13 protein-coding genes are annotated in these 12,971 nt (G+C 38.0%); all 13 read left to right on the top strand.

Going from position 1 to position 12,971, the window contains the following annotated elements; all coding sequences use genetic code 11:
• Positions 1 to 1,296 precede the first annotated feature (1,296 nt).
• Entirely contained in the window at positions 1,297 to 1,962 is a 666-nt protein-coding gene (locus H5163_RS13215; RefSeq protein ID WP_182735332.1) for a hypothetical protein, read from the top strand.
• On the top strand, positions 1,962 to 2,450 hold the full coding sequence (locus H5163_RS13210) for a hypothetical protein (RefSeq protein ID WP_182735331.1): 489 nt from the start codon (positions 1,962 to 1,964) through the stop codon (positions 2,448 to 2,450). The genes H5163_RS13215 and H5163_RS13210 overlap by 1 nt, the downstream gene beginning before the upstream one ends.
• A 1-nt stretch (position 2,451) precedes the next feature.
• Complete coding sequence (locus H5163_RS13205; RefSeq protein WP_182735330.1) at positions 2,452 to 3,231, top strand: hypothetical protein; 780 nt, start codon at positions 2,452 to 2,454, stop codon at positions 3,229 to 3,231.
• Between the two features lie 70 nt (positions 3,232 to 3,301).
• The gene (locus H5163_RS13200; protein WP_182735329.1) at positions 3,302 to 3,556 is read left to right on the top strand and encodes a hypothetical protein; all 255 of its coding nucleotides are present in this window, start codon (positions 3,302 to 3,304) and stop codon (positions 3,554 to 3,556) included.
• 40 nt (positions 3,557 to 3,596) lie between these two features.
• A complete protein-coding gene (locus H5163_RS13195) occupies positions 3,597 to 3,737 on the top strand; it encodes a hypothetical protein (protein WP_182735328.1) in 141 nt (46 codons plus the stop codon).
• Positions 3,737 to 4,273, top strand: a complete 537-nt coding sequence (locus H5163_RS13190; protein ID WP_259398294.1) for a hypothetical protein — start codon at positions 3,737 to 3,739, stop codon at positions 4,271 to 4,273. Before H5163_RS13195 ends, H5163_RS13190 begins: the two co-directional genes overlap by 1 nt.
• Before the next feature lie 63 nt (positions 4,274 to 4,336).
• Positions 4,337 to 5,251 carry an NYN domain-containing protein gene (locus H5163_RS13185; protein WP_182735327.1) on the top strand — a complete coding sequence of 305 codons (915 nt, stop codon included), beginning with the start codon at positions 4,337 to 4,339 and terminating at the stop codon, positions 5,249 to 5,251.
• A gap of 1,276 nt (positions 5,252 to 6,527) precedes the next feature.
• Positions 6,528 to 7,829, top strand: a complete 1,302-nt coding sequence (locus tag H5163_RS13180; protein WP_182735326.1) for a PD-(D/E)XK nuclease family protein — start codon at positions 6,528 to 6,530, stop codon at positions 7,827 to 7,829.
• 523 nt (positions 7,830 to 8,352) lie between these two features.
• Positions 8,353 to 8,751: a DUF6088 family protein gene (locus H5163_RS13175; RefSeq protein ID WP_182735325.1), complete on the top strand. Its 399-nt coding sequence runs from the start codon at positions 8,353 to 8,355 to the stop codon at positions 8,749 to 8,751.
• A gap of 82 nt (positions 8,752 to 8,833) precedes the next feature.
• Positions 8,834 to 9,691 carry a nucleotidyl transferase AbiEii/AbiGii toxin family protein gene (locus H5163_RS13170; protein WP_182735324.1) on the top strand — a complete coding sequence of 286 codons (858 nt, stop codon included), beginning with the start codon at positions 8,834 to 8,836 and terminating at the stop codon, positions 9,689 to 9,691.
• Positions 9,692 to 10,554: 863 nt separating this feature from the next.
• Positions 10,555 to 10,875: a helix-turn-helix domain-containing protein gene (locus H5163_RS13165; protein WP_145242858.1), complete on the top strand. Its 321-nt coding sequence runs from the start codon at positions 10,555 to 10,557 to the stop codon at positions 10,873 to 10,875.
• On the top strand, positions 10,859 to 12,247 hold the full coding sequence (locus H5163_RS13160) for a HipA domain-containing protein (RefSeq protein WP_182735323.1): 1,389 nt from the start codon (positions 10,859 to 10,861) through the stop codon (positions 12,245 to 12,247). The genes H5163_RS13165 and H5163_RS13160 overlap by 17 nt, the downstream gene beginning before the upstream one ends.
• A 385-nt stretch (positions 12,248 to 12,632) precedes the next feature.
• A complete protein-coding gene (locus tag H5163_RS21355; protein WP_259399816.1) occupies positions 12,633 to 12,785 on the top strand; it encodes a hypothetical protein in 153 nt (50 codons plus the stop codon).
• The last annotated feature ends 186 nt before the right edge of the window (positions 12,786 to 12,971 follow it).

Below are 12,971 nucleotides of genomic sequence, written 5' to 3'. Positions count from 1 at the left end.
CACCCGAAATTAAATTAATGATGAGTAATAACAGCGCATGGATGCGCGTTAAGCTGTGACTTCGCCATGGACGGCGAATACACAGCATTTACGTTCATATCATTAATTTAAATTGAGGAAATAGTATGATCCTCGGGGCGCCGTGGGGTTCCAAGGGGCGTACGGCGTTATGCGCCCCTTGGTTGCCGTCGCCAACGCGACATAACTCAAATTTGAAATTAAATACCAAAGCGCGAGATACACTCCCGCTACAATTCAAAAACTTCGCTTTTCGCGTCAGCAAGCTTAACGCCTACGGCAAAATTAAATACTGCTGCTAAGACAATTTCCCCGTGATCACACCCGAAATTAAATTAATGATGAGTAATAACAGCGCATGGATGCGCGTTAAGCTGTGACTTCGCCATGGACGGCGAATACACAGCATTTACGTTCATATCATTAATTTAAATTGAGGAAATAGTGTGATCCTCGGGGCGCCGTGGGATTCCAAGGGGCGTACGGCGCTATGCGCCCCTTGGTTGCCGTCGCCAACGCGACATAACTAAAAATTTGCAATTAAAAACCAAAGCGCGAGGTTAACTCCCGCCTACAATTTAAAAGCTGCGCTTTTCGCGTCAGCAAGCTTAACGCCTACGATAAACTTAAACGCCGTCGCTAAGACAATTCCCCCGTGATCACACCTGAAATTAAATTAATGATGAGTAATAGCAGCGCATGGATGCACGTTAAACGATGCTTACATAAGGACGTGTTTCATCGCGTTTACGTTCATATCATTAGTTTAAATTGAGGAAATAGTGTGACCCTCTGGGCGCCGTGGGGTTCCAAGGGGCGTACGGCGCTATGCGCCCCTTGGTTGCCGCCAGCAATCTGGCAAATACCTCGAATGAGGAATTTACAAAACTTGCAATTAAAAACCAAAGCGCGAGGTAAACTCCCGCCTAAAATTTAAAAGCTGCGCTTTTCGCGTCAGCAAGCTTAACCCCTACGGTCAACCTAAACGATGCTGTTAAGAAAACTCCCCCGTCATTTGTGCCCGAAAAGACTCAATTGATGCGTAACCTAGCTTCAAGGATAAATTATTTGCAACAGAGTTTATTTGAAGATCAATTGCCCCTTGGTTGCCGTTGCCAACGCGACATAATAAATATATTTAATATGGTAGATCAAGTTTAGCGACAGCCTATATATTGAAAAGTGTAAGTATTTTAGCTGAGTTTTTATTTTTTATAACTTATTGTGTTTTCGGTATATATTGGCATAATTGATAAAAAATATTTACAAGGAAAGTAGATGCAATCAGCCACTACAAATACAGAATATACTGCAACTCCTTCTTCAACTAACGATCAGACAAGTAACTCTGCACATACCGATGCAAATAAACACCTATTTGTTTCACTCACTAAAGATGAATCGTTATTTTTAAATAAAAAACGTCGAAGCTGGAAGTTGGCAAATCCAAAAGATTTGTATACCTTTAGAGGGCAATCTATTGGTGTTTTTAAACACTTATTACATATAGTGATTTTTTTAGTCTGTTCATTTCTTTTTATTTATATTTATTATCTACCTTTTGATAAAGAGCTTATTAATGGCGTAGGTAGTTACAACACGATAACACCATTTGAACGATTTTCTAGAACTTTATTCGTTGGCTTAATTTTATTCAATTTAAATTCGTTAAGGGTTAATTTAAAGGCATATTCTATTAAGCGCTATTGGTTTGCTATGGCATCTAATTCGTTACTTAAAGTGGTTATCTTAAATATTTATTATTTACTTTTTATAACTTCGAGTATGGCTTATATTGGTGCACAATACGGGCTTGATTTATTTAGTGCTGCACAATTGTTTGAAGATGATGCTAGTTATGAAATATTTTTAATCTTTGATTTTTTTATATCTGCCGGTATTATTTGGTATGCTTTTAGGTTCTGTAGAAAGGGGCTTAAGTAATGAAGTTTTCTACTATTTTAGTTTTCATACTTATTTTATTTTCAGAATCTAGTTTTGCTAGAAGTCATTTGCCATATAGCTGTGAAGAATACTCAGAAATAGAGCTGAATAGCTTTGTACTGTTTAATAAAAAACAATTTATAGAGCTTGGAGAATGTGCTGGTGAGGCTTTAGTCAAAGCCAAAAAAATCTACAATATTGCAGCTGCATGCTCAGAGGTTGTTGAAGATAAAAATAGTTTATTAGGTATATTTAGTTTATCTAAAGTTGAAGCAATTAAAATGGGCGTTTGTTTCGGCGCTATTAATGCTGTTTATAACCGCTACGATAGAGAACTTGTTTTAGTAAATAGCCGCTACCGAAGTACAAAGCGTTATTATAGTTGTAAAAAAGGCATGGCGGCTGTAGATGAACTCGTTGCAAGCGCAAAAGATGAATATTATAAACGCTCTGAACTAAGAGACATATTGTGCGATAGAGTGTACTAGCATGTCAGTGTTGCTTGATACAGAAGTTGAATCAATTAATCAAATTGCCAGGTTTTTTATAAAGCAAAATGAAGCAGATAGCTTTCCCAAAGAGCTGCATGATACGTTAAATAATATTTTTACCAAGGGGCATGTTCATAGTGTTGATAGCCATACCTCTAAATCGCAGGCATTAGCGTTTCGCAAAGCAGTTATAACAGTCGAAAAAAGAGAGTCTAATAACCGGGCTGAGCACAAAGTGATTAGAGGCAGAAAGCCCGCTATATATAATGCTTTGTGCCTGTATGCGTTAATTGGTACTGCGGGCACTAAAAAGGTATTTCAAGAATACTATACTCCTAAATCATCGAATAATAAGCGTGAATTTGAACTGCTAGATCTATTCGCTAAAAAAGAGCTCAGCGCAGAAATGCTATTTTTTGGTGTTTCTCAATCTTCATTCGATAACATTAAAAATAAATTGATTGATGATAACTTTAACTTATTCACTGAACAGCTCCCTTCTCCTTTTCAATACCTCAAAGCTGGTAATACCGATTTATCTCCCCTTGGTGTTCTTTATGATAGGGATGTTAATTGGCATAGCTTTATAAAAACTTATATTAAGGCGGATAAAAAACTTAAGTCTAAAGAGTGCATGGAGGCTAAGAATATCCTTCAAAATGTAACAGATAAACGGCTACTTCAGCTTCCATTAGTTAAAGAATTAAGTGCTAGCATCGATTCCCAAATAGATGAAAATAAAGATGCATGGGAGTATTTACAAAATATTTTAAATTAAGTGTTTGTAGTGCTCCGCACAAGTTCACTATTGAACTCAGTTAACCAACTAGAGTTTAATAATGAAATCAATGAATCGTTTACTTAAAACCCTCCCAAAATGTCAATCTGCTCGTTACGTAGCAGAGGCTAAAGATATATATAGCCATCTTTTACAAAGTCGTAACTATAGAGATATTGGCGGCCGAAAACTCACTATTGACCCTAAACTTATACGTTTTAAGTTAGGTAATTACCGTTTGATTTTCGTATTTACAAATGGCGGCTTTGAGCCTAAAGCATTTCTTGCTCGCAAAAATCTTGAATCCTATTTAAAACGAAGGTGAATAATGTTGTTCACAAAATAATTAAATTTAGGAGGCCGTAATGGCTAAAAAAATAAGCCCTGCTGATAATGAAGCAAACCAAAAAAATGCGAATAAAGGTACAGATGGTGTGAATCAGCAATACGCTAAAGTACATGGGAATCGTGGTAAGCAATTAAATAAAAATGGAGATAAAAAATAATGGAGCAATTAGTTGAAATTGAACAGTCACCTATTTCTCAGTTAAGTAAAAATATGCACGAACAGTTACATGCTCATGTAACAGCGTTGAATTTTGAAAAACTGAAATGGAAATTGACGCAATCTGCTGAAGCAACATGGAATGATGAACTGTGTGACTTCGCAGAGCTTGAATATCGTAAGTTTTTATCCCTTAAAAAATGGTACCCCAAGCTATCACTCGTTCCAAGCAAATTAGTAGATAAATTTTGGCATGAGCATATTTTAGATACGCAAAGTTATATGAATGACTGTGAGTTTCTATTTGGTTTTTACTTACACCATTATCCTTATTTTGGAATTTATGGTGATAAAGACCAATCCAAATTACAAAGCTCATTTGACGAAACGGTAGCAGTTTATGAGGAGCACTTTGGTGCTTTTCCTACTGCTGAGCTTTATTCAAATGAGGCAGTGAAAATTGCTCGTTGTGGGGACGATCATGCGTGTCATGTTCCCTCGTCTTGCGCATGCCGTGTGCCTGGTGCGTGTAAGTAATTAATTAATTAATAGAAAGAGCTGTTTACGAGCAGCTCTTTGCATTTATTTAAGGATTAAAAAATGAGTTTAACATTTGCTGTTTTAGTTGATGGTGAAAATGCGTCTTATAACACATATTCAGCGGTGCTCGACGAAGTTGAGAAATATGGCACTGTGGCAATTAAATGGGTCTATGCAGATTGGACATCTGTGCAACATGGTAATTGGCAGAATATTTTACATAAAACAGCCTCCAGTCCCAAACAACAATTTCATTATGGTAAAGATGCTGCTGATCATGCACTGGTGATGGATGCAATTGAGCTTATAAATAATAACCAACGCATTACTGGGGTCTGTATTGTATCAAGTGATGGTGGTTTTTACAGCTTAGCACAGCGGATAAGAGAGAAAGGATTACACGTAATGGCTATAGGTAATGAAAGCACGCCAGAGCGGTTTATTAAGGCGTGCCATAATTTTGTAATTACAAAAAACTTAACTGACAGAGGTGACTCTGATGTATTTAAAGACTTAAATACACTATTGATCGCGGCTTATAAACGTTGTGTACAAAAGAATGAACCTGTTTATTTAGGTGACTTAGGTAGTGCTCTTAAAATGCTCGATTCATCTTTTGATTTTAGAAATTATCGTGTTACTAGCTTAAAGGCGCTTATCAAAGAGAAGCCAAATCTTTTTGAAATTGCAGAAGAAAGCCACGATCGCTGCTTTATCAAACTAGCTAAAGATCATAACTCTAATGCAAAAGGCGATATGTCTGGTGAGATCCGTATGTTTGATAAAAATCGAGGGTTTGGTTTTATCACCTCAGACTATGGCGATTTTCATTTTAGTGTAAGTAAGTTATCAGGCGGGAGTGATCAGTATGAAGTGGGCTCTCAAGTTACTTTTTACTGCTCGCAAGCAGGTAATAGTGAAAAATTGAACACCAATAAGTGCAAAAGTGTCGAGCAAGTATATCTTTATTTTTAAAAGCTGCGCTTTTCGCATCAGCAAGCTTAACGCCTACATTAAAATTTAAAGACCGCTGCCAAGACAATCCCCCCGTGATCACACCCGAAATTGAATTAATGATGAGTAATTTACAGCATGGATGCTGTTCAAAAGCGTTGCTTGGCCATGGGTGAAAAACGCAGTTTTGAACGAGAGGGTATGGATACCCGAACTGGGGAGCGTACATGGATGTGAAAGTTGTGCCTATCTACGCTGGTTACGTTCATATCATTAATTTAAATTGAGGAAGCAGTGTGATCCCTCGGGGCGCCGAGAGATTCCAAAGAGAAGTCGGCGGTTTCATTTTGTAGAGAATGCTCTTTGGTTGCCGTCGCCAACGCGACATAACTAAAAATTTGCAATTAAAACCCAAAGCGCGAGATACACTCCCGCTACAATTCAAAAACTTCGCTTTTCGCGTCAGCAAGCTTAACGCCTACGGCAAAATTAAATACTGCTGCTAAGACAATTTCCCCGTGATCACACCTGAAATTGAATTAATGATGAGTAATAACAGCGCATGGATGCGCGTTAAGCTGTGACTTCGCCATGGACGGCGAATACACAGCATTTACGTTCATATCATTAATTTAAATTGAGGAAGCTGTTTGATCCTCGGGGCGCCGTGGGGTTCCAAGGGGCGGTCGGCGCTTTCATTTGGTAGAAAATGCTCTTTGGTTGCAGTCGCCAACGCGACATAACTCAAATTTGCAATTAAAAACCAGACCGCGAGGTAAACTCTCATCCGTAATTTAAATGTTCACTCCCATACTTTATGGGGCAACAATTGAAACTTAGCTAAAAAGTCACCATTTTTATTGCAATAAATTGATCAGTAAGCAGGAGATAATGATTTTTTCGCCGAACTTAATTTCAATGACTATTTGAGCTTTTCAAAACAGTATTTAGCATCACGTTAAAGGGGTTTAGCTAAAGATAATGTTGATCGTGTTATTTAGTTTGTAATTAATGTGTTGCAAATAAAAGCGTGTAGTACTTTCAGTGCTGTTAATAACTAGTGTTAACGCTAAGGTTCTGGTTTATATATAAAAATATGAATTTACCTTGACTGGCCTCCCATAATGATTAAGTATGTGGTACTTAAGGATGGTTTTTATTAAGTCATATATAAGAAGCAGTTACAGGGAAGACTTCGCTTACTCGTTACTATAAATTCTTCTGGACTGTCGCTGTTATATTGCACTTTAAAAAATAACGTCGCTTGATAATTTATAAGTAAAATAAGAGGTGAGAAGTGAGTGTAAATTTATTGGAAAAAACATTTAAACTATTATTGGATAAGGATTTTAAAGCTCGGTCTAGTCGAAGTGAAGAAACTTCAGTACTTGAGTTGATAAAGCTTGATGAAAATAAAAAGTCTGATATTTTGGCATGGCTTTTAGATCCCAATGGAGGCCATCAACAAGGCGAATACTTTTTAAAAGCACTACTCCACTATGTCTTTAATGTTGCTGATGATGAGCAGTTAGGAAATTTTTTAAGTACATTTGAGCTACTTTCTCATTCAACCTCTCAAGCTAAAGTTATTCGCGAATTCCCTATTAATGATGGCGCTGGACGGATTGACTTGCTTGTTTTAGATCCAAGTCAAAAGTTAGTTATTGTTATTGAGAGAAAAGACGGTAGTAAATTACAAAACCAACAATTAAAAAAATACGCTAGTTGGATAGAAACTAATTATGCTGATTGGAATAAAGTATATGTGTTATCGGATAGTCACTTTAAAAACCATGGTGACGAGTATGATAATCGATTTGTGAAAGTAGATGATACTTGGCTGTCAGATGCATTACTTGATTTATTTGGACGTAATTTATTAACCCAAAAACAAGAGCATCAATTAAGAGATATTCATGACTTCATTTTTGGTGAGTGGGATGAGAAAAGAACTCTCTACTTTAAAAACTATAATAAGTTATTAAATACGGTATCAGCTAACCATTTCGAAACACTTCGCCTCCTAGAAAATCAGAAACTTACCTATAATAAAAAATCATACTCCCTCATTGAGCTAACTCCTCTAGAATATTTTGGGTATGTATTACCAAACGCGCATGCTTATGACGATTGGCAGCTAAAGCTTGCTGAGTTAATACAGCATAATCATAAGGTATTTAATGAGTTGCATGGCTTAAATGAGTTTAATCTCTTTAATGAAGCTGTAAGGAAACTATTCCCTAAACTGGGTGCTGATATTGATGATAGCAAGATGATATTAATGCTAACTAAGCATACTCCTAAGGAGGGGGATTATTGGCCTTATTACCTTGAAATCGAACGTGAGATAAATGAAGAAAATCAAGATATCTATACAGTATCGATTAATGCTAGCCGCTATTCGCCAGAAGAGTTTCATCATTTTGCTGAAAAGGTTGCTGATGCATATAAAATGAAAAGACAATCTAATTGGCGTTTTAAGCACGAAATTTTGCTGGAAAATATCGAAACTTTAGATTTAGACGCGGGAGATGATTCACTCTATCATGTGATTAAAGATTTTTATGATGTTGTAAAAGACTTTAAACTCAAAGCTTGAGGGGATTCTTAGTTTAAATGTAAGTTGTTAAAAAGCAGGTATCAAGTTTAGCCTGCTTTTTTACGGATTTTTGAAACTTGGTTAGGTTAGCCCTGAAGAGGTATCCCCCTAAAAGCTGCGTTTTCGCGTTAGCAAGCTTAACGCCTACGGTAGTAAAAGAGCTAGGTGCTAGGATTTGCTCGTAGCTCGTAGCTCGTAGCTCGAAGCCCGTCGCTCGAAGCACTTTTTATCTTCTCTGTGTAGCGCCGCGCCTCGGTGAGCTCGGTGGTAAAAGTGGTTTTAAGATAATCACGGCTAAAGCCAGTTCCTACGACAGTAAAAGGAGCTAGATGCTAGGATTTGCTCGTAGCTCGTAGCTCGTAGCCCGAAGCTAATAATTTAAAACAATCACAGTTAAAGCGTGTTCCTACTGGTGATAGATACCATTAAGATGATGTGATTACATCAACTAAGTGTCGTATGTTTGCATTGTTTAAATGTCGTCTGTTTGCTATATTTTGTCTAAGCAACGAGAGTAATTAATATGACAATAGCAAGTAAAGTAACGACAAGAATAAATCGCTCTAGGCGTTATGTTTTTGAGCGCGCTGATTTTGCTGATATTGCAGGTTACGACCAAGTTGGCCGTGTTTTAAAAAAGCTAGTTGATAGTGGCCAGTTGTTGCGTATTGGGTATGGGCTTTATACCAAAGCGCGAGAAAATCGCATTACTGGCAAGTTAATGCCAGCATCACCTGCGGGAGCAGATGGAGTCATTTTAGAGGCTATTGAAAAACTGGGCGTTGAGTATCAATTTGATGAATTTTCACAACGCAGTCTTAATGGTGAAAGTTTACAAGTTCCCGCTTCATTTAAAATAATGACCAATAGTCGATTTAAGCGCAAGATTGTTGTAGATAATAGCGCTATCAATGCAAGTTGATAGCGATTTATTTTTAGATGTAGCAGATGCTCTTGGTATGGGTAACCCTGCCATTGTTTAAAAAGATTATTACGTAGTTGTATTGCTAAAGCTACTTTCAGAGTTATCTTTTGATACGCATTTTTTAGTTTTTTCAGGTGGTACGGCATTAACAAAGTCAGGCATTAAAACTCATAGGATGTCTGAAGATGTTGATATAAAAATCATTCCTAAAGATTTAGCTGCTAACACCTCTAAAACTAAAAGAAGAAAGGCAAGAAAAGCGCTCCATTTACAGTTAATTGATGCAATTAATTCATATGATTATTTTTCTGTAGAAAATACTCCAACTGTTTTTGATGAATATCGATATCAACAAATTGATATTCGCTATCCTCAAGCCCATTCAAAAGCCCCATGCTTACGACCATTTATTAAATTAGAGCTTATTGAAACGTTACTTTTTGATAATGTACAAAGCCGCAATATATCTTCTTTAGTGAACGAGGTAACTCAACAGGCACCAGAAGTGCCGCTGATGGATTTTTCTAGTATTAAGAGTACACAAGCTGAAAAGTTAGTGTCTATGCTTAGGCGAACAGCGAGCTTTGCACGTGATAATAAAAGAGACGATGATCCTGCGCTAATTCGCCATATTTATGATACATATTATATTCAACACGCTGGATTGGCGAATGTTCAAGATGTAGTACCTTTAGTGCAAAAAGTCATCGCGGAAGATATTACTCGTTATGGTAATCAGCATGCAGAATTTATGGAAAATCCGATTACTGAACTTAGGTTTGCTTTAGGTGTATTACAAGCGAATTCAATTTATGAAGCGCGTTTTAATAAATATGTCGTGCCAATGGTTTATGGTAATCATAGCCTTAATTGGGAGCATGCATTTGATGTATTTAAGTTATATTGCGACCAAGTACTAAATAATATAAAGCTTTAAATATCGTCGCCAACGCGACATTAACCATCAAATTTGCAATTAAAAACCAGAACGCGAGATAAACTCACGCCTACAATTTAATTCAAAAGCTCCGCTTTTCGCGTTAGCAAGTTTAACGCCTACAGTGCTAAAAGGAGCTAGGTGCTAGGGACGTGACTAGGGACTAGGGTTTGCACCAGCACGCTGCACGCAGCCCGTTGCGTTGTATTCTTATTTACCCTCATTGTCTTCTCTTTGTGCAAATTGATTGTAAGTGATGTATTCACCACAGAGATTAAGAGGCGCTGCGCTTTAGAGAAAGAATATAAAGACCGCGTCAGCAAGCTTAACGCCTACGGTAGTAAAAGGAGCTAGGTGCTAGGATTTGCTCGTAGCTCGTAGCTCGAAGCACTTTTTATCTTCTCTGTGTAGCGCAGCCTCGGTGAGCTCGGTGGTAAAATTGGTTTTAAAACAATCACAGCTAAAGCGCGTTCCTACGACAGTAAAAGGAGCTAGGTGCTAGGATTTGCTCGTAGCTCGAAGCACTTTTTATCTTCTCCGTGCAGCGAAGCGCCTCGGTGAGCTCGGTGGTAAAATTGATTTTAAAACAATCATAGATTAAGGCAAAGGCGCTAGGTTTTAGGGAAGTGACTAGGAGCTAGGATTAATCCGTAGCCCGTTTTTTCAACTTGCCAGTTTTACTCTATAAACTAGTCAATTAAAATTTACTTATGGGTTTTAATTTAATTACAAGTCATCATAAGTTAAATACATTTTACTTATGGTCTTGTTGATTAATTATTTAGTCTAAAAGTAAAGTATCGTTGACTTTTTCTTAAGGTATTCTAGAATTGGTTGTATAAGTAAACTATAGTTGACCATAAATGAGCGATTCCTCCGTCAAAAAAACACTCGGAAGAGTTGTTAAGCGTACTGAAATGCCTGAGCTTTCTAAGCCATTTTCACCCATGCAGCTGGCTAAAGCCATTACTGCAAAGCGAACTGGTATGAAGCTGACATTAGTGGATGTATCACAAGCGCTTGCTATTTCTAAGCCTACGCTAATAAAAATAGAAAAAGGTGATGTAACTGTGCAACTGCATAATGTACTAAAAGTTATGGAGTATTTAGGGTTGTCGTTCAGCCTTGTCAGTGATGATATAGCTCATAGCAATGATGAGGTGAGCGATGAACAGTGGTACTAACACCAATCGTTTAGATGTGTTTATCGGTCAATCGCAAAAGGTGGCTGAGATAACGCTGGCAATAGGCTCTGAAAATGAGATTTCATTTACTTATGAGGCTAAATGGATCAACGAGGGTTTTGCAGTTTCACCACATTTGCCACTCAATGGCGATTTTGACTCTCGTGCAGTACGTAATTATTTGCAAAACTTATTGCCTGAGGGGAAAGGCCTTGAGGAAATAATTAGCAGTACGACTATTTCAAAAAATAACACCTTCGGCTTAATTAAAGTGATTGGCGAGGAGACATCAGGTGCTTTATCGTTTAGAGCAAGTAATTGTGCAGTAAAGCAAACCTCCTTTCGTGAAGTAACTAAAGGTGAGTTAAGTCAAAAGCTGAACCGTTTTAAGCAAGCGGGCGAGCCTATTACATTATGGGACGGGCGAACGAGGCTCTCTGTCGCTGGGGTTCAAGATAAGCTTAATTTACTCGAAATCGACGGCAGGCTGGGGTTTGGTGAAGGCGAATTATGTTCTAATAAAATATTTAAGTTTGAAACGGGGGCTGCGCCTTTTATTGCCGTAAATGAGTTATTTACTATGCTGCTGGCAAGAGGCGCAGGGCTAGATGTGCCTGACGTTGAATTGCGTAGCTATGGTGAAATGCGAGCCTTTGTTATCGATCGTTTTGATAGGCGTGTTGTCAAAGAGCAAAACCGAGTGTTACGTCGTCATGTTATTGATGGGTGCCAAGCGACTAATTTACCCCCTTCTTATAAATATGAGCGTCAGCACGGTGATGAAGGCGACGGTATTTATATTCGAGATGGGGTTTCTTTTCCTAAGCTCTTTAATATTGAAACAGTGAATCTGCAAGCGTATCAGGCGCAACTTATTCGCTGGATGACATTTAATATTCTAGTGCGTAATTATGATGCTCACGGCAAAAACATTAGTTTTTTTGTTGGTAAAAATGGTTTAGAGCTCACACCGTTTTACGATTTGGTAAACATAAAAGCGATTATTGAACAGGCGGGGATTGATTGTGCAAAAGGTGGTTCAAAGCTAGCTATTTCAAGGCATTATGCAATGTCGCTAGGTGACTATAATTCACAAGGCGCGGGTAATTTTAGTAATGAAATAACGGCTTATATGTTAGCTGATTTTACTGATGAGTTTGATATTTCTCTTGCGCGTATGCAGCTACTGATGAGTCAAACAATTCAGTCAGTATTAGCTGCAATAACAATGGCTAAAGCGACTGCTATTGCAAATAATTTGTCTAATAGTGAACTAGAACACATCGGCTTATGTATTAACATTATCAATAAAGCCGCTGGCGAACTGAGTGAGCAGGTTGAGCTGTTACCAAGTATGAAAGCGTTTATTTAAGTTTCTTCGGTGTAGTGAAGTGAGGTAGTAAAAGGAGCTAGGTGCTAGGATTTGCTCGTAGCTCGTAGCACTTTTTATCTTCTCTGTGTAGCGCAGCCTCGGTGAGCTCGGTGGTAAAAGTGGTTTTAAAACAATCACAACTAAAGCGGGTTCTTACAGGGAAGTGACTAGGAGCTAGGGTTTACACCAGCACGCTGCACGCAGCCCGCAGCTCAAAGCCCGTTGCGTTGTATTCTTATTTACCCTCATTGTCTTCTCTTTGTGCAAATTGATTGTAAGTGATGTATTCACCACAGAGATTAAGAGGCGCTGCGCTTTAGAGGAATGCTATATCAAATCGCGCCGGCATCGTACTTTACTTTATACCCAAAGCACGTTCGCTAAGATGGTTGGTGTATCTCACTACACGGTACAAAAGCTTGAACAAGGTGAGGTAGTAAAAAGCGATATATTGTTTGAAGCTCTCGTTATTCTTCAATTGCAAGGCTCGTTGCTGGATGAAATTAACGAGCTAGCCGCAGATGTGGGGGGGTTATAATGCAAGACAGCGTAAAAGCAATAAAACTCAGGTGATTAACGATGACTTCTGAAGCTTAAGTGTTTATTGACGGTTTACAACCCCATTATTTGTAATTTTTTTAAGTTAAATACACAAACAGGCCGAGGTGATGATGGCCGATATGCTGGTATCGATAATTTACTGTCGCAAGCCAAATGCCTTAGT

The sequence above is a fragment of the Pseudoalteromonas sp. SG44-8 genome (genome assembly GCF_014164125.1).
GTDB lineage: Bacteria > Pseudomonadota > Gammaproteobacteria > Enterobacterales > Alteromonadaceae > Pseudoalteromonas > Pseudoalteromonas rhizosphaerae.
The sequence above is the reverse complement of the archived record's forward strand: the minus strand, read 5'-3'. Positions and strand labels throughout refer to the sequence as shown.

What these genes read in the sequence shown, in the direction of transcription:
- H5163_RS13215 (WP_182735332.1), top strand. Translation starts at nt 1,297, where the DNA reads ATGCAATCAGCCACTACAAATACAGAATATACTGCAACTCCTTCTTCA.
- H5163_RS13210 (WP_182735331.1), top strand. Translation starts at nt 1,962, where the DNA reads ATGAAGTTTTCTACTATTTTAGTTTTCATACTTATTTTATTTTCAGAA.
- H5163_RS13205 (WP_182735330.1), top strand. Translation starts at nt 2,452, where the DNA reads ATGTCAGTGTTGCTTGATACAGAAGTTGAATCAATTAATCAAATTGCC.
- H5163_RS13200 (WP_182735329.1), top strand. Translation starts at nt 3,302, where the DNA reads ATGAATCGTTTACTTAAAACCCTCCCAAAATGTCAATCTGCTCGTTAC.
- H5163_RS13195 (WP_182735328.1), top strand. Translation starts at nt 3,597, where the DNA reads ATGGCTAAAAAAATAAGCCCTGCTGATAATGAAGCAAACCAAAAAAAT.
- H5163_RS13190 (WP_259398294.1), top strand. Translation starts at nt 3,737, where the DNA reads ATGGAGCAATTAGTTGAAATTGAACAGTCACCTATTTCTCAGTTAAGT.
- H5163_RS13185 (WP_182735327.1), top strand. Translation starts at nt 4,337, where the DNA reads ATGAGTTTAACATTTGCTGTTTTAGTTGATGGTGAAAATGCGTCTTAT.
- H5163_RS13175 (WP_182735325.1), top strand. Translation starts at nt 8,353, where the DNA reads ATGACAATAGCAAGTAAAGTAACGACAAGAATAAATCGCTCTAGGCGT.
- H5163_RS13165 (WP_145242858.1), top strand. Translation starts at nt 10,555, where the DNA reads ATGAGCGATTCCTCCGTCAAAAAAACACTCGGAAGAGTTGTTAAGCGT.
- H5163_RS13160 (WP_182735323.1), top strand. Translation starts at nt 10,859, where the DNA reads ATGAACAGTGGTACTAACACCAATCGTTTAGATGTGTTTATCGGTCAA.
- H5163_RS21355 (WP_259399816.1), top strand. Translation starts at nt 12,633, where the DNA reads ATGGTTGGTGTATCTCACTACACGGTACAAAAGCTTGAACAAGGTGAG.